Source organism: Mycobacterium yunnanensis (assembly GCF_025823185.1).
GTDB lineage: Bacteria > Actinomycetota > Actinomycetes > Mycobacteriales > Mycobacteriaceae > Mycobacterium > Mycobacterium yunnanensis.
The window spans coordinates 139,429-158,355 of record NZ_JACKVK010000002.1 but is presented as its reverse complement, the minus strand read 5'-3'; the positions used below and the strand labels follow the sequence as shown (position 1 = coordinate 158,355).

Here is an 18,927-nt window from a genome sequence, read left to right as displayed (position 1 = left end):
AAGCGCTCATCGCAATACCGCCGTGCGATAGTCCGACCGCCCCATCAACTCGACATGCGACCCGGTGGCCACCACGCGACCCGAGTCGACGAAGACCACCCGGTCGGTCGCCGCAAGCAGCGCCGGGCTGCAGGTGACGATCAGCGTGGTGAAGCACTCTGCCTCCACACCGTGGCGCATCTCGGCGATGCCCTGTGCCACAGCACCTTCGGTGACGGCGTCGACCGCGGTCGTCGGCTCGTGAAGGACCAGAACGGGCGGGCGACGGATCAGGGCACGAGCGAGGGTCAGGCGTTGGCGCTGTCCCCCGGAGAGGCTCGAGCCCCGTTCCGTGACGCCGTGGTCGAGACCCTCACCGTGCACCTCGACGACGTCGGTCGCGCACGACGAGCGCAGCGCGAGTTCCACGTGCGCGTCGTCGGCGCCGTCGACGAGAAGATTCGATCGCAGCGATCCGGTGAAGAGGTCGGCACGGTGCGGTTCGACCAGGAGTGTGCGGCGGGATTCGGCGGGGTCGAGGTGCTCGAACGGGACACCGCCAATGCGGATCTCGCCACGGTAGTCCCCCGGAGCGAGTTGCCCGGACAGCACCGTGATCAGGGCGTCGGCATCGGCGGCGCTCGCGGTGACCACGCCGACCATGGCGCCGGGCTCGACCGTCAGCGTGACACCGTCCAATGAGCCGTGCCCGACGTCGACGAGTTCCAGCCCGTGTGGACCCGCCCCGAGGCGGGCCGACCCAGGCGTGAGCGCCACCGGGGCGTCCTCGACCCAGCCGACGCGTACGGCCGACGCCCTGGCCTCGGCGACCCAACTCGGTACCTCGGCCATGGTCTTGAACGGCTCGAGCAGAAACTGCGCCAGCCCGATCACGGTGACCAGCTCTCCAATGGAAATCTGCCCGCGAAGCGCGAACCACCCTGCCAACACGGCAATCCCGACGGCGAGCAGCGCACTCATCGCATTGGACACGCCGACGTAGACACTTTGCGATCGAGTGGCCCGCAGCGTCGCGGCCAACGCCTCCTGGCTGACGGCGCGATACCGGCGCGCGGCGGTCTCCTCCGCCCCGATGCCACGCAGGGGACGTAGCCCGGCGATCAAGTCGGCCGAAGTCGCCGTGGCCCGGCCTGCAAGTTCCTGTTGGTCGGCGACCCGGCGGGTGATGACCGGTCCGCCGAAGTGCAGTAGGTACAGGATGACCGGCGTGCCGATCAACACCGCCAGACCCAGCGGCACGTCGACGGACAACAGCACACCCGCGCAGACCGCGATTGCCGTCACCGAACCCGCGATGCGCGGCACGTAGTCCAGCAGGTAGGAGGTCTCGTCGGCGTCGGTGCTTGCGATGGACAACAATTCGCCACTGCGCAGCGACGTCCTCAGCCGGAAGGGATGCAGGATTCGCAGCGAGAGATCGACCCTGAGCTGGTGCCCCTCCGTCGCGATGGCGCGCATCAGATGCCTGGCCCCCGCCTGATAGCAGGACGTCAAGGCGAGGAACAACACCGCGAGGGCCGCGATCCAGAGGATCAGCTGGCCGACGTCACCGGTTTCCACCGCGCGACCGACGACCGCGCCGATCATCACGGGGACCATGGCTTCACACAGCTGATGGCCGCAGATCAGCAACGATCCCACCGTGAGGAGCCGGGCATTTCGGGTGATGGTCCGCCGCAGGATCGCGCTGCCCGCACGCGCGTCACCCGTGGGCGTCGGCGAATCCACGATCGTGGCTACGATGTCGAGTCAGCCCCTGACGCCGCCGCCATTCGGTCGCGAAGGCTCTTGGGACGCATGTCGGTCCAGTTCTGGTCGACGTAGTCGAGGCATGCCTGCCTGCTCGCCCCGCCGTCGGCCCCGAAGACGATCGACCAGCCACCGGGTACCTGCTTGAACGTCGGCCACAGCGAGTGCTGCTCCTCGGCGTTGACCAATACGTAGAAGCTGGCCGTCTCGTCGTCGAATGGATTGCCCGACATACGCTCTCCTCAATGGTGATCTGGGAACCGAGATGGTTCCGGGCGCGCCATCGGCCCGCCCACCGGAACCAACTGACCCTATCAAAGGTTAGGCTATCCAAATCTAGGCACACATGGCCGGGTACACATCGGAGGTGGATCATGCGGGTGGCAACGTTCGGATACCAGACTTGGGGTCACAGGACCCTCGAGGCGCTCGTGAAGTCGCATCACGACGTCGTACTGGCGGTGACGCATCCGCCGAGCGATCAACCCTACGAAGCCATTTGGGCCGACTCCGTCGAACAGCTGGCACGCGACCACGGCATCCCGGTTCACCTGGCGCAACGTCCCGACCAGGAGCTCATCGAGCGCGTCAAGGCCGCCGACCCCGACATCATCGTCGCCAACAACTGGCGCACCTGGCTGCCGAGGGAGCTGTTCGACCTCCCGCCGCACGGGACCCTCAACCTGCACGACTCCCTGCTGCCGAAGTTCACCGGCTTCTCCCCCGTCATCTGGGCGATGATCAGCGGCGCAACGGAAGTCGGGCTCACCGCGCACCGCATGGACGACGAACTCGACACTGGCGACGTCGTCCTGCAGCGGTCCATCCCCATCGGCCCCACGGACACCGGCACGTCCCTGGTGCGTGCCACCATCGACCTCATCCCGGACGTCTTGATCGAGTCCCTCGACCTCATCGAACAGGGCACCGCCACCTGGACACCGCAGAACCTCGACGAGCGAACCTTCTTCCACAAGCGCTCCGCCAGGGACAGCGTCGTCGACTGGCGTTGGTCCGCCGAGGAACTGGACCGATTCGTCCGCGCGCTGTCCGATCCCTATCCCAATGCCGTCACGTACTGGCGGGGCCAGCGGATCCGCATCCTGAAGGCGTCGGTGTCGCGCTGCCGGTACGGCGGCACGCCGGGACGGGTGTTCATCGCCGAAGGTGCCGGCATGGTCATCGTGGCGGGCCCGCACGCGCACCGCGGCGATGCGCCGGGGCTCGTCGTCGAGGTCGTCCGCCTCGACGACGGCACCGAGCTTCCCGCGCTGGAGTTCTTCGGCCGCGGCGGTGGCTACCTGACCGATCAGCCCTAGCCTCCCGCGGTGGTACCGACCGTGCGGCGGCGAGACGGGCCGAATACCGGGTCGTTGGCGATGGATTCGACGATCTCGCCGCACCGCACGGCGATGTTGGAGATGAGCGACGAGCTCAGACCGTGGGTGTGTTCGGTGCCACCCTGCAGGTAGATCGCGCCCGGCACGTCACGCGCCGTCCGCAACCGATAGTCGCGCGCCACTTCAGGTCCGTCGGCCGAGAACACCTTCGGGTCGCACAAGTCACCGAGAATGTCCGGCAACGACATTGGGGCAAACCCGGTGGCGTAGACCACCGCGTCGCAGTCGAAGGTCTCTACCGTCTTCGTCGGATGATGCTCGACGACCACGCGTACCCCCCCGTCGTCCTCGGTCGCCGACTGGATCCCCGAGGCGCCGTGGAAGTAGAGCCGACGATTGCCCGCCACCCGCTCGGCGTACTCACGGGCGTAGAGCGCCTCGATGAGAGGCAGGTCGACGCACGAGTAGTTGGTCGCGCGATGGTAGTCGAGCAGGCGCTGACGCACCGTCGGCTCGGCGGTGTAGAAGTCGTCCACGGCGGCGGGGTCGAATACCCGGTTCGCATAGGGACTGTCATCGGCCGGGCTGTACCCGTACTTCGCGAACACACCGTGTACCTCGGCGTCGGGGTACGTCGTGTGCAGGTAGTCGGTCACCTCGGCGGCACTCTGCCCCGCCCCCACCACGACGAAGCGGCGGTGGTCGACCGACGGCAGCCTTCGCAGCTTGTCGAGCACCTCGTGGTTGTGGAACTGACGCGGCGTCTCGGTGACACCGCCGGGAAGTTGTGGCCGCAGACCACCGGCCAGGACCACCGCGCGGGCACGCAGCGTCCCGTCCGCCGCACCGTCCACGTCGACCGCCAGGCAGTCACCTTCGTCGCGGACCGCCACGGCGCGCGTGCCGTAGTGCACCGTCGCCGAGACCCTCGCGGCGGCCCATTCCAGGTAGTCGTGGAACTCCAGCCGCGTGGGGAAGAACGTCTGGTGGTTGATGAACTCGTTGAGCCGGCCGCGCTCGGTCAAGTAGCTCAGGAACGTGTAACGGCTCCGCACGTTGCGCTGGCTCGCCAGGTCCTTGAGGAAGGAGATCTGCATCGTCGTCCCAGGGATTAACATCCCCGTGTGCCAGCCGAATTCCGGCTTCGACTCCACGAATTCGGCGGTGATCTCACTTCCGTCCGCGCAAGATTCGTTGTATTCCTCGATGGCGATCGCCAGGCCGAGGTTGGACGGGCCGAAACCGACGCCGACCACTCCGAGGACGTCGTCGTCGGTTCGTCGCGCATGGTTGCCGTTCACGGTCAGCGTCATCAGCGACTCGCCAACTGGTCGACCGAACCGGGCACCGGCTGCGCCGGATCGACCCCGAGGGCGACGATCCGGTTGCGGTCGTCGACGTGGACGACCCGCGGCGCATACGTCGTCAGTTCCCGCCCGTCGAGCTGGCGGAAGGACATGATGATGACGAGGTCGCCCGGGTTGATCAAATGAGCTGCGGCGCCGTTGATTCCGACGACCCCCGAGCCGGCCGGACCGGTGATTGCGTACGTCGTGATCCGCGCCCCGTTGGTGACGTCGACGACGTCGACCTGTTCACCCTCCAGGATGTCCGCAGCTCGCATGAGATCCTGGTCGAGGGTTATCGACCCCACGTAGTGCAGGTCCGCGTGGGTGACGGTGGCGCGATGCACCTTGCCCCCCAGCATGGTTCGCAGCATTGCTAGCCCTCCAGCGTTGTCGGCGTCCGTGACGACCGACGCGTCGACAGCCGGTCTTTAGAGAGGTTACCCTAACCTTAGAAAGTTCACAGGCGCAGGTCTACCCCGTCGCGCCGCTCGACGACGGGTGGGTCCTGCCTCTTGGCGCGCATGCGTGCCGAAGCCCGCGGGACGACGAGCGGCGTGCCGGTCTCGGGGTCGTCGATCACCTGACACCTCAACCCGTAGACCTCCTCGACCAGGGCCGCGGTGATGATCTCGGCGGGATTTCCCTGCGCCACAATCGACCCCGCCTTCATCGCGATGATCTCATCGGCGAATCGGCAGGCGTGGTTGAGATCGTGCAGCACCGCGACGATGGTCCGGCCCTGATCGGCGTTGAGGTCGGCGAAGAGGTCGAGCAGCTCGATCTGGTGGGCGATGTCCAGGAACGTCGTCGGCTCGTCGAGCAGGATCAACGGCGTCTGCTGGGCGAGCACCATGGCGATCCACACCCGCTGGCGTTGGCCACCGGAGAGCTGGTCGACGGGACGCCCGGCGATGGCCGTCACCCCGGTGGCCGCCATCGCGTCGGCGACCGCCCGTTGGTCGGCGCGGGTGAACTGCCGCAGCATCGTCTGGTGGGGGAAGCGGCCCCGGGTGACCAGATCGGCCACCGTGATGCCCTCCGGGGCGATCGACGACTGAGGCAACAGCCCGAGTTTCCTGGCGACGTCCTTCGTCCGCAGCCGGGTGATGTCCGACCCGTCGAGGATGACCTGTCCGGCAGCGGGATTCATCAACCGGGCCAGGCCACGCAGCAGCGTCGACTTCCCGCAGGCGTTCGGTCCGACGATCGCCGTGACGGCCCCGGCGGCGACGTCGACGGTGAGACCGTCGACGATCGTCGTCGCCCCGTAGCCGAGCGTCAACTCGCGAGCACCGAGTCGCACGTGATCTGTCATGTCCGTCCCTCCTACCGACGACGAGCCTGGACGACGAGGAGGTAGACGAGATACAGCCCACCGAGGGTCACGGTCACCGAGCCGACCGGCAGTTCGGCCGGCGCGAAGATGCGCAAGGCAATCAGGTCACTGCCCAACAGCAGGAAGGCGCCCATTGCCGCCGCCGAGACGAGGCCCACCCCTGGGGCACCGGTCAGACGGCGCGCGAGCTGTGGAGCCGCGAGCGCCACGAAGGAGATCGGGCCCGCCGCGGCAGCGGCCACCGCAATGAGCAGCACGCCAATGCCGAAGTACACCAGCCGCACTCGACCGGGACGGACACCGAGTGCCCCCGCGGCGTCGTCGCCCATCTGCAGGATCGGCAGCTGCGGCCCGACGACCGCCAGGATGGCGACCGCGACGACGAGACCCCCCAGGACGGGCAGCACCTGGGCCCATTCCATCCCGTTGAGCGAACCCTGCTGCCAGACCGACGCGGTGATCGCCTGGTGCAATTTGATCTTCAGGATGATCCACTGACAGAACGAGCTCAGCACCGCGGCCACCGCGATCCCGACGATGATCAGTCGGAAGCCGGCCAGTCCGTTCTCGTACGACAGCAGGTACACCACGACGGCCGTCAGCAGGCCGCCGACCACCGCACTGATGGAGATCGTGTAGTAGCCACCTCCGAGCACCGCAATGGCGATCAGCGCTCCGGCGTAGGCACCAAAGTCGAAACCGATCACGTCGGGGCTGCCCAGCGGGTTGCGCGTCAAGGCCTGGAAGATCGCGCCCGATACGCCGAGAGCAGCACCTATCAACAGTGCCAACAGAATTCGCGGCATCCGCCATTCGAGCACCAGCACGCTGGCGAATGAGGTGTCCCGGCCGAGCAGAACGTCGACCACCTGCCAGGGCGGTACGGGGTACTGCCCGACTCCGAGTGCCAACACCGCCATCACCAGTGACGCCGAACCCAGGATCGCCAGCACGGCGACGCTGCGCCACGAGGCGCGCAACGCGATGGCCGGCTCACGGCGGACGATCAGCTGCCGCCTCCCGAAGTCGACGGTGTCGGGCGCGCTCACAGGGCCGCCGCGTCTCGACGGCGCACCAGCCAGATCAGCACCGGTGCGCCGACGAAGGCCGTCACGATGCCTGCGGGCAGTTCGCCGGGGCTGACCACGACACGGCCGACGACGTCCGCGGTCAGCAGCAGTGCGGGGGCGAGGAACACCGAGTACGCACAGATCCATCGCCAGTCCGGGCCGGTGAACCACCGCACGGCATGCGGCACCATCAAGCCGACGAAGCCGATCGGTCCCGCGCCCGCCGTGGCGGCCCCTGCGAGTACGGTGACGGCGAGCAGACCGATCACGCGGGTGCGAACCACGTTGCCGCCCATGGCCACGGCGAGATCGTCACCGAGCGCGACCGCATTCAAACCCCGACTGACGTAGAGACACATCGCCGTTCCCAGCACGACGAAGGGTGTGACCACGCCGACCACGGCGAGCGTGTGGCCGTCGAGCGCACCTGCGTCCCAGTAGCGCATCGCGTCGAAGGCCCGGGGGTTGCGCAGTCGGATGCCGTAGGAGATGCCCTCCATCACCGCACCGGCGGCCACGCCGGCGAGCAGCATCCTGACCGGGGTGGCCACGGCACGTCCGGTCATGCCGATCAGGTACACCAGGGCCATCGCGACGAAGGCCCCAACGAACGCGAACCACACGTAGGACCAGATCGACCGCAGTCCAAGGAACGCGATCGCAGCCACTACGAAGAGACCCGCTCCGGAGTTGATCCCCAGAATCTGCGCGTCGGCCAACGGGTTTCGGGTGACACCCTGAATCAACGCGCCACTCAGGCCAAGGGCTATGCCGACGACGATGCCTAGAAGTGTTCGCGGGATGCGCAATTCGCGCACGATCCACTGGTTTCCGGTGTCGGCGTAGTCGACCACGGCGTGCCACACCGTGGCGAGGCCCACGTTCTGGGTGCCGACGGCCAAGCTCAGCACGCACGTCGCCATCAGGACCACGGCGGCCATGACCAGACCGAGGGCATGGCGCCTGCCGCGTGCGGCGTCGGCCACCGGGTCGAGCGCGGCGACGGTCAACGGTTACAGCCCAACTCTTTCGAGGGCCAGGTCGAATTCCTCGGAGGCGATCTTGTCGCCCTTGCCCTCCGCGAGGGCCTTCTCGTAGACCGCTACCATCTCGTCGCTGACCGCCTCGAACCGCCGGTCCCAGGTCTCCGAGTCGAACCGCCAGTAGCCGACGACGTCGTACTGGTTGGCGGTCCAGCCATGATCGGCCCGGAGGTGCTTGCGTACCTCGCGGGTGGCGCTGGCCTCGCCGGCGAACCAGCAGTAACCGCGGCCGTCGGGATGCGAGTGGGCGCGCGCGAGCTCGGGCAGCCTGCTGGCGGCGGTGCCGTTCCCGCTGCCGATCGTCGACGTCGACGAGACACCCGGCGGCACCGCTAGGTAGTCGAGATCGGACTCGTCGGCGACCTCGACGATCACCGATGTGTCGACGCCCTTGGTCCCATCCTCGAGGATGCGAGCCAGCGCTGGCAGCCCCGCCAGGTCCGCGATCAACAGCTGCCAGACGGTGGTGCTCTCGGGCCGGTACCAGCTGCGGGCGTGATCCAGAACCACCCGGTCACCGGTCCGCGCCCGCTGCGCCCAGCCGGTGGCGACGCCGCGTTCGTGCAGGACGAAGTCGCATGTCAGCTGACGTTCGGTGCGGTGCCGAATCGTGTAATTGCGGCCGTCGGGCTCGCTGGGGAAGTACAGGCCGACGGCTTCGTCGCCCACTCCGGGCAGGTTCAGGTCGGCGAGCTTGGGTACGTCGAGGACGACTCTCCTCATCCGCGGTCCGACGTCGTCCACCCGCACGACGAAGCCCTCCACCACGACATCCATGTAGTGCAGGCTAACCTAATCCGCACGGCGATCGCGACGACCCGTCGTCGGTTTACCGGCCCATGACGGCCGGGTACGCCCGCCCCATGGTCAAAGCATTTGGTTACCGCACCAACGGTGGCCCCGAAGTCCAGGAGTTCCTCGAGCTCGACATGCCGACGCCGATGCCCGGCGAACTGCTCGTCGAGGTCCGCTCGGCTGGCGTCAACCCGGTGGACTGGAAGATCCGACAGGGCTTGTTCGGCGGGGCGAGCGAGGGCGATCTACCAGCCGTCCTTGGCAGTGAAGTCTCCGGAGTGGTGCGCGGCGTCGGCAAGGACGTCGACGGTTTCGCCGAGAATGACGAGGTGTTCGGATCGGTCGCACCGGGTTCCGGCGCCTTCACCGAGTACACCCTGGTGACCGCGAATGCGGCGGCGCGCAAGCCGCCCCAGGTGTCGTTCAACGACGCGGCGACCCTGCCCGTTGCCGGAGCGACCGCCTACGACGGGGTGACACAGCTTGGACTGCGGGAGGGCCAGACTCTGCTGATCAACGGCGTCGGCGGCGGTGTCGGCGTGGCGGCGGCACAGATCGCCAGGGATCTGGGTGTCAACGTCATCGGTACCGGCAGCGAGGACAAGCGCGCGCTGGTCGAGACCCTCGGAGCCACCCTGGTCCCGTCCGGAGACGGTGTGGGCGAACGCATCCGGCAGATCATGCCCGATGGAGTCGACGCCATCTTCGACCTCGCCGGTGGCGAGGCGCTTCGCGCCGTGGCCGACTTGGTCTCCGACAAGACCAAGCTCATCAGCGCCGGGGATCCCTCCGTCGGCGATCTCGGCGGTCACATGATGGAGCGAGACCGCACCAGCCGCGTGCTGGAAATCGTCGCCCAGCTCGTCGCCGACGGCAAGCTCGACCCCCATGTGGAGGATGTTCGCTCGCTCGACGAGGCTGCCGACGCGGTGGCCGCCGTCGAGATCGGCCATGCCCGGGGCAAGGTGGTCATTGCGGTTAGCTGACCGGACTCGTCGTACCCATCCACGCCAGGAGCCGACATCACCGAGCGGGCAGTTCTCATCAGCGGGTGTGGCATCGCCGGGCCGGTACTTGCCTACTGGCTCACACGCCACGGCTTCGAGCCGACGCTCGTAGAACGTGCGCCAGGACTCCGCGACAGCGGTCAGAACGTGGACGTGCGAGGCATTGGCCGAGAGGTCGTGCAGCGGATGAACCTCGAGGGCCGAGTCCGGGCGTCGGGCACTGGTGAGGTCGGTCTACGTTTCGTGGACGATCGCGGCCGGGCCGTCGGCGAGTTTCCGGTCGACCGCTCGGGTGCCGGCGACGGTCTGACGGCCGAACTCGAGATCCTCCGCAGCCAGCTGTCACGGCTGCTGGTCGATGAGGCTGGCGACGTCGAGAGCCTGTTCGGCGAACGCATCGTGTCGGTCGCCCAAGACGAGAACGGGGTGGACGTCACCTTCGCCGATGCGGGCACCCGCCGCTTCGACCTGTTGATCGTGGCCGAGGGCATTCGCTCGACGACGCGGAACATGCTGTTCGGCGCCGAACCCGACTATCGCGATCTCGGGATGTACACCGCCTACTGCACGATCCCGCAGACGTCTGGCGACGACAGGTGGTGGCGGTGGTACCTGACCACCGGTGGACGCTCGGTCCATCTTCGCCCCGACAATGTCGGTAGCACCCGCGCCAACCTCAATTTTCGCACTGCCCCAACGGGTTTGGATTACCAGGACCGGGACAGCCAGGTGCGACGGCTACGCGAGGTGTTCTCCGACGTTGGCGACGCGGCGCCGCGCATCCTCGACGCGCTCGCCGACGACCCATCGAGTCTGTATCTCGACAGGATCGCCCAGGTTCGACTGCCGTCGTGGTCCAAGGGCCGCGTCGCCGTCGTGGGTGATGCCGCCTACTGTGCCACCCCGATCAGCGGGATGGGCACCAGTCTGGCGCTCGCCGGTGGTTATGTGCTCGCCGGAGCGCTCGGGTCCGCCGTCGATCACCACGAGGCCTTCGCGACCTACGAACGGCAGATGCGGCCATTCGTGGACGCGGCACAGAAGCTGCCCCCGGGGGTGCCGAGGATCGCCAATCCGACCAGCCAGCTTGGTGTGCAGGTGTTTCGCACTGCCGTGAGAGTGGCCGCGAGTGCACCCGTCCGCGCCGTGACCTCACGCCGTACGTCGTCATCGACCGACCGCAAGCCCCTACTGCCGGACTACGGCTCTCTCTGATCGGCGGTCCACATGTCCCTGCGCCCGGCAGCGCTCTCCGACTGTGGATGTGCTTGCCCGCCTCTGACCGAATTGACCTTGACTCCAAAACTCCTGTGCCACAGTGGTTTCAGTAGTCACATCGTCGGATGTTCTGTCGGTGGGTCGTACTAATGTTCGAGTATGGGTTCGGATCGGGTCACCGCAGCAGTCGCGGTAATTCGCGCTGCCGTCGCCGAACTCGTCACCCTGGACTGTGATCGGTTCACCCACCTCGAACTGGTCGAGTTGTTGGGGGAATTGGAGACGGTGACCTGGCAGCTGCCGACGGTCGGGCACCGGGTGATCGCCCGGCTGCACCGCGAAGCCTCCCCAATGGAGTTGGGCGCGAAATCGCTTGGCAGTGTCCTGACGCAACGGTTGCGCATCTCCGACAGGGAGGTCCGCCGAAGGCTATGCGAGGCCGAGGATCTGGGGCCGCGGACCACGGTGACCGGACAACCGCTGGACCCGAAACTCGCTCCGACCGCTGCGGCGCAAGCCCGCGGGGTGCTGGGACCCGAACACGTGTCGGTGATCCGGTCGTTCCTCGACAAGCTGCCCACGTGGGTGGACCCGGAGATACGGGAGCTGTCCGAAGGCACGCTGGCGACGATCGGGTCCACGACCGGACCCGAGGAACTGCGCCGCACCGCGGACAGGTTGGCCACCGCCATCGACCAGGACGGCCCCAAACCCGACGACGTCGAACGCGCCAGGAAGCGGTTCTTCCGGTTGGGCAAGCAGCAGGCCGACGGTATGACCCCGTTCACCGGGCTGCTGGACCCCGAAGCCAGGGCGACCATCGAGCCAATCCTGTCCAAATTCGCCGCGCCCGGGATGTGCAACCCGGCCGACCACGAGCCCCGCACCACCGGCACACCGACCCAAGAGCAAATCGACACCGACGACCGCACCGCGACCCAACGCAATCACGACGCGTTGATCGCGATCGGCCGAAGCGTGCTGTCCTCAGGGGAGTTGGTTCAGCACAACGGGTTACCCGTCACCGTCATCGTCTCGACGACGTTGCAGGATCTGGAATCCGCTAGCGGGTCCGGGGTCACCGGGGGCGGGTCCTTGTTGCCGATGGCCGACCTGATCCGGATGGCCTCCCACGCCCATCATTACTTGGCGGTGTTCGACAAGCACACCAACGAAGCCCTGTACTTGGGCCGGACGAAGCGACTGGCCTCCGCGGGGCAGCGGATCGTCCTGCACGCCCGCGACCGCGGGTGCACCAAACCCGGCTGCACCGTCCCCGGGTACGGCACCCAGGTGCACCACATGACCGGGTGGGCCAAGAACGGGCTCACCGACGTCGACGACGTCACCCTGGCCTGCGGCGGGGACAATCGCCTGGCCGAAAACGGCTGGACCGTGCACCTTCAAGACGGGGTCGTGCAATGGATCCCACCACCGGAACTCGACGTGGGCCAAGCCCGCGTCAACTACCTCCACCACCCCGAACGACTCCTGGTGGAGACCGACCCCGCACCCGACGGCGAGGCGGCGGCGTAGTCCCCTGCGCGCGACCGCTTTACAACGAGAAGTGGTCCTCGATGATCCCCAACCACACCTGCGCCGAGTCGATCGCCACCTTCTCGCTGATGAAGGCGTGCTGAGTCCCGGTGTAGACGTCGCGGAACGCGCGCTCCAGCCGGCTGCCCTCGCGTATGGAGCTGGTGCCCGCCGCCAGGTGCGCCCACTGGGCACACTCACGCGCGACGTCGGTCGCGTACACCGCCGCGACCCGCATGTCGACCCGTAACCTCGGCGTCAGGTCGGTCCCCTCGGCCACGACCGCCTCGGCACTGGAGAACGCGTCGTGCACCAGTAGCCGCGCAGCACGCCACGCGGCGACGTGATGGGCCAGATCCTTCTGGAAGGTCGGCCGACTGGCCAGCGACGCCATGTCACTCATCCGGTACTTCGCGGCCGCGAGCTCCTGAACGTCGTCGAGCATGCTCTTGGCAACCCCGAGCGCCCACGCCGCGTGCCCCGCGGCGGTCACCGGCATCATGCCCATACGCCCGGCCGGTGACGTCCCCCGCAGCGGCGCGGTGCTGAACAGCCGGAACGTCCGGCGCTCGGGGACGAAGACGTCGGTCACCGTGTAGTCGTAAGATCCAGTCCCCCTGAGTCCCTGCACGTTCCACCCGTCGGTGAACGTCACCTCCGCACGGGGTAGCACCGCGATCATCAGCTCGGGGACACCCTCGCCGATCCAGCGCATCTCGCCGCCGTCCATCGGGAGGAACCCGGCCGCGACGTACTGCGAGTGCCCGGTGCCCGAGCCGAAGCTCCACGACCCGCTCAACCGATAGCCGCCGTCCACCACGACGCCCTGGCCGTTGGGTGCGAATTGGCCGCCCATGGTCACCCGGTTGTCGTTGGTGGTGAACACCTCCGCGAATCCGTCCTCGGGCAGATAGGACGCCGCGGCGAACGACGACGGCAGGTTGGCTATCCCCGTCCACCCGAATGACCCGTCTTGCCAAGCCATTTCGATCCACGTCTCGATCATCTCCGCGAACGACGGCTCGACCCCGCCCGCGACCACCGGGTTGAAGGCCGTCATTAGACCGCTGGTCCACATCGCGTCGACGATCGGTCCGGACATCGTCCGCAACCGTTCCGATTCGGCGGCCTCGGCGCGCACCAGGTCCCGCAGCCCCCGGGCCGCCACCACCAGATCGTCGTCCACCTGCACCTGCATGGTCATGGCGGCACGCTACCTCCGCCGACGGTGCGAGTAGACAGTTTCGATCAACTGTTCACCACTTAGGCGGGGGCGGCCACCATGCCTCGGTGCAGAACCCGGTCGCCGACGACGCCGTCGTGATCGGCCTTGTGCAGCACGCACCGGTTGTCCCACATGACGACGTCACCGGGTGCCCATGAGTGCCGGTAGACGTTCTCCTCGCGCGTGGAGTGCTCGAAGAGATATGCCACGGTCTCCGCAGCAAGCCCCGGGGCCATCCCGCTCACCTCGCTGCAGCGTTCCGGCGTCGACATGTACAGCGCGGTCCTGCCGGACACGGGGTGCTGCAGGAAGATCGGATGCGTCGCAGCGGACTCCTGTCGCCCGTCCGGTGTCACGCCCGTGACGACGTGCGTGATGGTGCGACCCTCGAGCATGGTGCGCATGCGCGTCGGCAACGTCGAATACGCCGCGTACTGGTTGGTGAACAGCGTCTGGCCGCCGCGTTCGGGGACCGACACCGCTCGCAGTGCGGTGTACGCCGGCGGGTTGCTGATGTAGCTGGTGTCGGTGTGGAAGCTCGACCTGGGCGGGCGGGTGCGGCCGACGTTGGTGACGACGTTGAGCTCCGGTCGGCCCGGCACCGGCGTCTCGCCCACCGTGAAGACGGTCTCCCCAAACCTGCGCACGAACCGCAGGAACGCCTCGTCGTCGGCCTCTTGGTCGGGCATGATGACCACGCCGTGCGCGGCCAATGCGACACGGAGGCTCTCGATCTCGTGGTCGTCGAGATCGTCGATCCTCGCGTCGGTGACCTCGACGCCGACCGGCGTCAGCGGGGTGAAGACAGGCACGAAGCGACCTCCTCGTCGAGTTCGGTCATTGTGGTTGCGAACAACTCCGTGACGTCGACCCCCTTCGTGGCCGCCATGACGGCGATCACGCTCGTCGGCGCGTAGGAGCAGTACGGGCCGGCTTCGAGGAACCACGGGTTCCCGTCCGGGTCGATGCGGAAGTCGAACAGGCTGTAGTGCCGACATCCGAGCGCGACGTGGCACCGGCGCGCGGCTGCCCAGACCCGTTCGGTGATCGGATCGTCCTGCGGGACGATCCATGCCCGTGTCGGATCCTTGGCGACGAGGTACAGGTCTCCGTCGGTGGAGCGATCGAGCTTGTCGTCGCCGAGACGCACCGGCTTGGCCGCGTTCACCGCATACTCCTCCAGCGGCAGGCAGACCAGCTCGCCGTGGCGAACGACGATGCCGCACCGCACTTCCCGGCCAAGTTCCACATAGGACTCGACCAACGCAGCGCGTCCGTGCGCCTGCGCGAGGTCGACGGCGGCTTCCAACTCCGAGGCCTCGCGGACCAGCGTCACCCCTGACGAGTTGTCGGCGTCGACCGGCTTCACGACGACGGGCAAGGGAAGAGACGAAGACTCGCCGGCCGTGATGACCTCGCCATGGGGTACGGCGACGCCGGCGGCGGCGACGATCGCCCTGGCCTTGGCCTTGTCCGCGGCGATCGCCATCACCTCCGGCGGATTGCCGAGGTAGGGGATCTTCAGAACGTCGAACAACGCCCGGTAGGCCGTCATGCCGGGGAGACAGAACATCTGGGGCACGACGGCGTCGACGGCCGTCGCCTGTAGGTGCGCGACGGCGTCGGCAAGCGTCAGCGGTATGGCCGAGGCCAGGGACTCCGGGGCGAGGTCGGTGGTGAAGCGCCAGGACCCGTCGGGCGACACGTAGGCCACTCGTGTGTCGTAGCGGTCGTCGCCGGCCAGCGCGTCGATGCACGCCCCGGCGTACAGGCGCGACAGGTCGGCGTGAAACTCGTCGACCGGGGAGCCGACGAGATGCAAGATCACCCGGCTCATTCAGTCGCCTCCGGCTTCGACGAGCTTGCCGATGTTGAAGTCGATGCGGCTCCACCCGCGGCGGGCCCGCAGATTGGCCAGCAGTAGCGACGGGATCTGAAGGTGGTGAACCAGCAGGTACGGCAACGGATCCCACCACGCGAAGATGGCATCCTTGCCGCGCAGAATGGTCGCGAGCCGCGCGGCTCGGCGGGATTGGGTGAACAGCCGCCAGATCTCGTGATAGATCCAGTAGGTGGGTCGTGCACCTGGCCGCGGTGTGATTACGGGGTGTCCTTCATCGAGGTACGCTGCGGCGACCTCGGGATGGTCGTAGAACATCGTGATGGCCGAATGGGTGCGCGGATTGCATTCAATGGCGTAGGCGTGCCCGTCGGCGGCCACGATGAAGTCGAACGACGCCTGCCCCGTCATACCGAGGGCCGCGGTGAAACTCTCCACCCACGAACGGATCTCGGCATGGTCGGCCTGGGCGTAGTTGATCTGAAACGCCGAGGACTCACAGCACCCGTACACCTGTAGGCGGCCGTTCCGAACGGTCCCGTGGGTGCAATACTCCTGCCCGTCGACGAACTCCTGCATGATCCACGGGTCGTCGACGGAGATCGGAAGCGAGCGCGCGAACGCGGCGTTGCGTTCGGGGGTGCGCGACGAGAGCGGCGTGAGATCCATCCGACCCACGGGGTTGTACGCAATCCGTTTGAGGATGTACGTGCGCCCCGGTGGAAAGTCGAAGTCGACGACCTGTTGAGCATCGGTGATGCGGTGGAAGTCGGGCACCCGTAGCCCCAATGATCCTGCCGTGAGGGAGAATTCGGTCTTGTCGTCGAGCATCCGGACAGTCGCCGCGTCGACGTGGACGACGTCGCAGAAGTCGCGGATCAGGTCGCCGGCCTGGGCGTCGGGAAGACTGCCCGCGGGACTGGAGACGGGGACGAACACGTCGACTCGCTCGAGCACGGCGATGTCGCGCAGCGCCTCCGCATAGCCCGGAGCGGTGGGCTCGGGCACGCAGTGAAAGGCGTCCACGGCGCGGGAGAACCGGTGCCCGGTGAAGCGGTACTTGGCCGACTCGACGAGCACCACGCGGTGCCCGGCCGAGTGAAACGACCTGGCCAGTTGGAGTGCCTTGGTCATCTTCCCGCCGCTGATCAGGACCGTCCTGGTCGGGCCGTCGGCGCTGCGCACCAACGGGTTCTGCCGCCCGACCGCGAGAGCGAGGGCGGTCAGAGCGGCGTCGACGGGCAGGGTCAACAGGAGTGCCCCAAGCGTGGCCACCGTCTTGCCGGCGTTGGCCGCCTTCAAACTTGGCGCCGAATCCCTGGGCGTGCCCGCGTCGAGGAGCACCGTCACGGCGTCCGCCGGATGAGGGTCAGTCCGTCCCGCAGCGGTATCAACACCTGCTCGACCCGCGGATCGTAGGTGAGCGCGGCGTTGAAGCTGGCGATGGCGGCGCCGTTGACGGTCAGTTCGGTGTCACCGTAGGGCTGACCCTGCATCAGGGTGTTGTCGACCGCGATGACTGCCCGCGGCGCCAACAGGTCCCCGGCGAGCAGGAATTCGACGTAGTCGAGGTAACCCGCCTTGTCGGCGTCGACGAAGACGAAGTCGAATGGCGCCGCGTCGGCCGATGCCGCCAGCCGGCGCAGCGACTCGATCGCCGGACCCACCTCCACGGTGATCTTCCGCCCGGCGGGCGACTGGGCGAAGCATTCCTCGGCGAAACGCGCGACGTCCGGGTCGATCTCACAGGCGACCACGACGCCGTCGTCGGGAAGCGCTTCGGCCATCGCCAGCGCCGAGTATCCAGTGAACATGCCGATCTCCAGAACACGTCGAGCATCGGCGAGGTGCACCAAGAACTTCAGCACCTGACCCTCGACGTGGCCCGAGAGCATCTCCTGCTCCAGGCGGCCGTTCCCGGCTTCCGGTGCGGCCCAGTCGGTCTCGCGAGTCCGGCGGGCCAACTCGGTCAACGCAGCCGACTCGGGGGTGGTGCACTGGTCGAGGTACGGATCAAGACCGGCAGCCAGGTCCCTGGCGCGCTGCAAGCGCTCGAGAAGGGACGCGTCGACGCCGCTGGCCCCGGCGAGGTGGCGGCACACCTCGCCGAGCTCCTGGGCCAGGATGGTCGACGGCGTCACGGGCCGCGCCGACGACACCGCGTCACCGAGCACGGCGGCGTCGTTCACGACTGGTCGCGCGGGTCGGCCAGGGTGAACACGTCGACGCCCTCGCCGCCCCGCGGGTAGTCCAGACAAATCTTCTTGTGCAACGTCAACGTGTCGGCGAGTTCGGCGACCGTCAGGTCGTTGAGGAAGCTGCACTTGCCGATCGGCGTGGGGATGGCCGCCCGAAGCAGACCGTCACGCGTCTTCAGGATCGACGCCGTCGCCTGCTCGAGGAGCTCGGGCGTGAGGTACTTGCTGTCCAAGGACAACCCCAGGGCGCTCATCACGCCGAGCACCCGATCACGATCCTCGACCGACAGGTGGCCGCGCTGCTCGGCCAGCGTGGTCGACAGCGCCATGTCGACGTTGATGGCATGACCGTGGAAGAACGGCACCGGCGGCGTGAGTTCCAATGTGGGACTCCAGGTGTGGCCAAACGCGATGACCCGGTCGAGGTCGATCTCGTGAAGGTTGGGCGCCTCCAGTTCGAGCATCGTGGCGATCGCCTGATGCGTCAGGCGGTCGGCGGCCTCGCGCAATTCGGCGGTGCCGTCGAGATATCCGAAACGGGTGGCGAGCAGGTCGGGGCCGTACTTCTCCAACAGACCGAAGATCTCGGCATTGCCGACGACGGCAATCTTGATGAGCTCGGCCATGCCGTTGCGCACCTGGTCCTCGGGCAGGGTCTTGAGGAACGAGAAGTCCAGCAGGACCTTCTGCGACGCGTGGTAGGCGCCGAGACGGTTCTTGTGCTTGCCGTAGTTGACCGCGACCTTGATCGACACACTGGCGTCGATCAGACCGATCAGTGTCGTCGGAATGCGGATGTACGGGGTGTTCCGTCGGTAGCTTGCGCACGCGAATCCAGCGACGTCGGTGGTCAATCCGCCACCGACGACCAGTACGGGTTCGGTTCGGACGAGGCCGAATTCGTCGAAGCGGCCGACGATCGTCTCGAAGGTCTCCAGCGACTTGGCCGTCTCGCGAATCTGTACCGGGACGACCGTGAGCGCGATGTCGTAGTGGTCGAAGTACGTCTGGATCGCGTCACCGTAGATCTCGTGGACCGACTCGTCGACGACCATCAATGCGCGGCCGTACTGACGATAGCTGTCTGCCAACTCCGGGTTGTCGACGGCGAATACGCCGTCGACGTAGACCAGGTCGTACTCGATCTTCTCGTAGCCCTTGACGTGAAATGTCCTGTCACTCACGGTCACTGTGGCTTGCATGTTGCTCATGTCGTTGCTC

At 67.3% G+C, this 18,927-nt stretch carries 18 protein-coding genes; 4 read left to right on the top strand and 14 right to left on the bottom strand.

The genetic code is table 11. From position 1 onward, the window contains the following. Positions 1–6: 6 nt before the first annotated feature. Positions 7–1,728, bottom strand: a complete 1,722-nt coding sequence (locus H7K45_RS03575) for an ABC transporter ATP-binding protein (RefSeq protein ID WP_263994394.1) — start codon at positions 1,726–1,728, stop codon at positions 7–9. Positions 1,729–1,736: 8 nt separating this feature from the next. Next, complete coding sequence (locus H7K45_RS03570; RefSeq protein ID WP_263994393.1) at positions 1,737–1,982, bottom strand: MbtH family protein; 246 nt, start codon at positions 1,980–1,982, stop codon at positions 1,737–1,739. Positions 1,983–2,123: 141 nt separating this feature from the next. Here H7K45_RS03570 and H7K45_RS03565 point away from each other — a divergent pair, with 141 nt between their 5' ends. Continuing rightward, positions 2,124–3,068 (top strand): methionyl-tRNA formyltransferase, encoded by a 945-nt coding sequence (locus H7K45_RS03565; protein ID WP_263994392.1) that lies wholly within the window; start codon positions 2,124–2,126, stop codon positions 3,066–3,068. Here H7K45_RS03565 and H7K45_RS03560 read toward each other — a convergent pair. From H7K45_RS03560 to H7K45_RS03535, 6 genes are all read right to left on the bottom strand, one after another. Next, positions 3,065–4,402 carry a lysine N(6)-hydroxylase/L-ornithine N(5)-oxygenase family protein gene (locus tag H7K45_RS03560; RefSeq protein ID WP_263994391.1) on the bottom strand — a complete coding sequence of 446 codons (1,338 nt, stop codon included), beginning with the start codon at positions 4,400–4,402 and terminating at the stop codon, positions 3,065–3,067. The genes H7K45_RS03565 and H7K45_RS03560 overlap by 4 nt on opposite strands. Then, positions 4,402–4,809 (bottom strand): aspartate 1-decarboxylase, encoded by a 408-nt coding sequence (gene panD, locus H7K45_RS03555; RefSeq protein WP_263994390.1) that lies wholly within the window; start codon positions 4,807–4,809, stop codon positions 4,402–4,404. Before panD ends, H7K45_RS03560 begins: the two co-directional genes overlap by 1 nt. An 86-nt stretch (positions 4,810–4,895) precedes the next feature. After that, positions 4,896–5,753: an ABC transporter ATP-binding protein gene (locus H7K45_RS03550; protein ID WP_263994389.1), complete on the bottom strand. Its 858-nt coding sequence runs from the start codon at positions 5,751–5,753 to the stop codon at positions 4,896–4,898. An 11-nt stretch (positions 5,754–5,764) separates the two neighbouring features. Further along, on the bottom strand, positions 5,765–6,823 hold the full coding sequence (locus tag H7K45_RS03545; RefSeq protein WP_263994388.1) for a FecCD family ABC transporter permease: 1,059 nt from the start codon (positions 6,821–6,823) through the stop codon (positions 5,765–5,767). Next, entirely contained in the window at positions 6,820–7,854 is a 1,035-nt protein-coding gene (locus H7K45_RS03540) for an iron chelate uptake ABC transporter family permease subunit (RefSeq protein ID WP_263994387.1), read from the bottom strand. The genes H7K45_RS03545 and H7K45_RS03540 overlap by 4 nt, the downstream gene beginning before the upstream one ends. Positions 7,855–7,857: 3 nt before the next feature. Then, complete coding sequence (locus H7K45_RS03535; RefSeq protein WP_263994386.1) at positions 7,858–8,664, bottom strand: siderophore-interacting protein; 807 nt, start codon at positions 8,662–8,664, stop codon at positions 7,858–7,860. 62 nt (positions 8,665–8,726) lie between these two features. Here H7K45_RS03535 and H7K45_RS03530 point away from each other — a divergent pair, with 62 nt between their 5' ends. The 3 genes from H7K45_RS03530 (at position 8,727) to H7K45_RS03520 (ending at position 12,443) form a co-directional block, all read left to right on the top strand. Further along, positions 8,727–9,668, top strand: coding sequence for an NADP-dependent oxidoreductase (locus H7K45_RS03530; RefSeq protein WP_263994385.1), 942 nt, complete (start codon positions 8,727–8,729; stop codon positions 9,666–9,668). Between the two features lie 36 nt (positions 9,669–9,704). Beyond that, complete coding sequence (locus H7K45_RS03525) at positions 9,705–10,904, top strand: FAD-dependent monooxygenase (RefSeq protein WP_308206381.1); 1,200 nt, start codon at positions 9,705–9,707, stop codon at positions 10,902–10,904. 162 nt (positions 10,905–11,066) lie between these two features. Next, positions 11,067–12,443: an HNH endonuclease signature motif containing protein gene (locus H7K45_RS03520; protein ID WP_263994384.1), complete on the top strand. Its 1,377-nt coding sequence runs from the start codon at positions 11,067–11,069 to the stop codon at positions 12,441–12,443. A gap of 19 nt (positions 12,444–12,462) precedes the next feature. Here H7K45_RS03520 and H7K45_RS03515 read toward each other — a convergent pair whose 3' ends face one another. Genes H7K45_RS03515 through H7K45_RS03490 form a run of 6 tightly spaced genes read right to left on the bottom strand, consistent with a single transcriptional unit; the run spans position 12,463 to position 18,917 of the window. Continuing rightward, positions 12,463–13,647 carry an acyl-CoA dehydrogenase family protein gene (locus H7K45_RS03515; protein ID WP_263994383.1) on the bottom strand — a complete coding sequence of 395 codons (1,185 nt, stop codon included), beginning with the start codon at positions 13,645–13,647 and terminating at the stop codon, positions 12,463–12,465. A gap of 59 nt (positions 13,648–13,706) precedes the next feature. Continuing rightward, positions 13,707–14,480, bottom strand: a complete 774-nt coding sequence (locus H7K45_RS03510; protein ID WP_263994382.1) for a TauD/TfdA dioxygenase family protein — start codon at positions 14,478–14,480, stop codon at positions 13,707–13,709. Beyond that, positions 14,459–15,505 carry a D-alanine--D-alanine ligase family protein gene (locus H7K45_RS03505; RefSeq protein WP_263994381.1) on the bottom strand — a complete coding sequence of 349 codons (1,047 nt, stop codon included), beginning with the start codon at positions 15,503–15,505 and terminating at the stop codon, positions 14,459–14,461. Before H7K45_RS03505 ends, H7K45_RS03510 begins: the two co-directional genes overlap by 22 nt. Further along, positions 15,506–16,858, bottom strand: coding sequence for an ATP-grasp domain-containing protein (locus H7K45_RS03500; protein WP_263994380.1), 1,353 nt, complete (start codon positions 16,856–16,858; stop codon positions 15,506–15,508). Further along, positions 16,855–17,697: an O-methyltransferase gene (locus H7K45_RS03495; RefSeq protein ID WP_263994379.1), complete on the bottom strand. Its 843-nt coding sequence runs from the start codon at positions 17,695–17,697 to the stop codon at positions 16,855–16,857. Before H7K45_RS03495 ends, H7K45_RS03500 begins: the two co-directional genes overlap by 4 nt. After that, complete coding sequence (locus H7K45_RS03490) at positions 17,694–18,917, bottom strand: sedoheptulose 7-phosphate cyclase (RefSeq protein WP_263994378.1); 1,224 nt, start codon at positions 18,915–18,917, stop codon at positions 17,694–17,696. Before H7K45_RS03490 ends, H7K45_RS03495 begins: the two co-directional genes overlap by 4 nt. Positions 18,918–18,927: the final 10 nt, after the last annotated feature.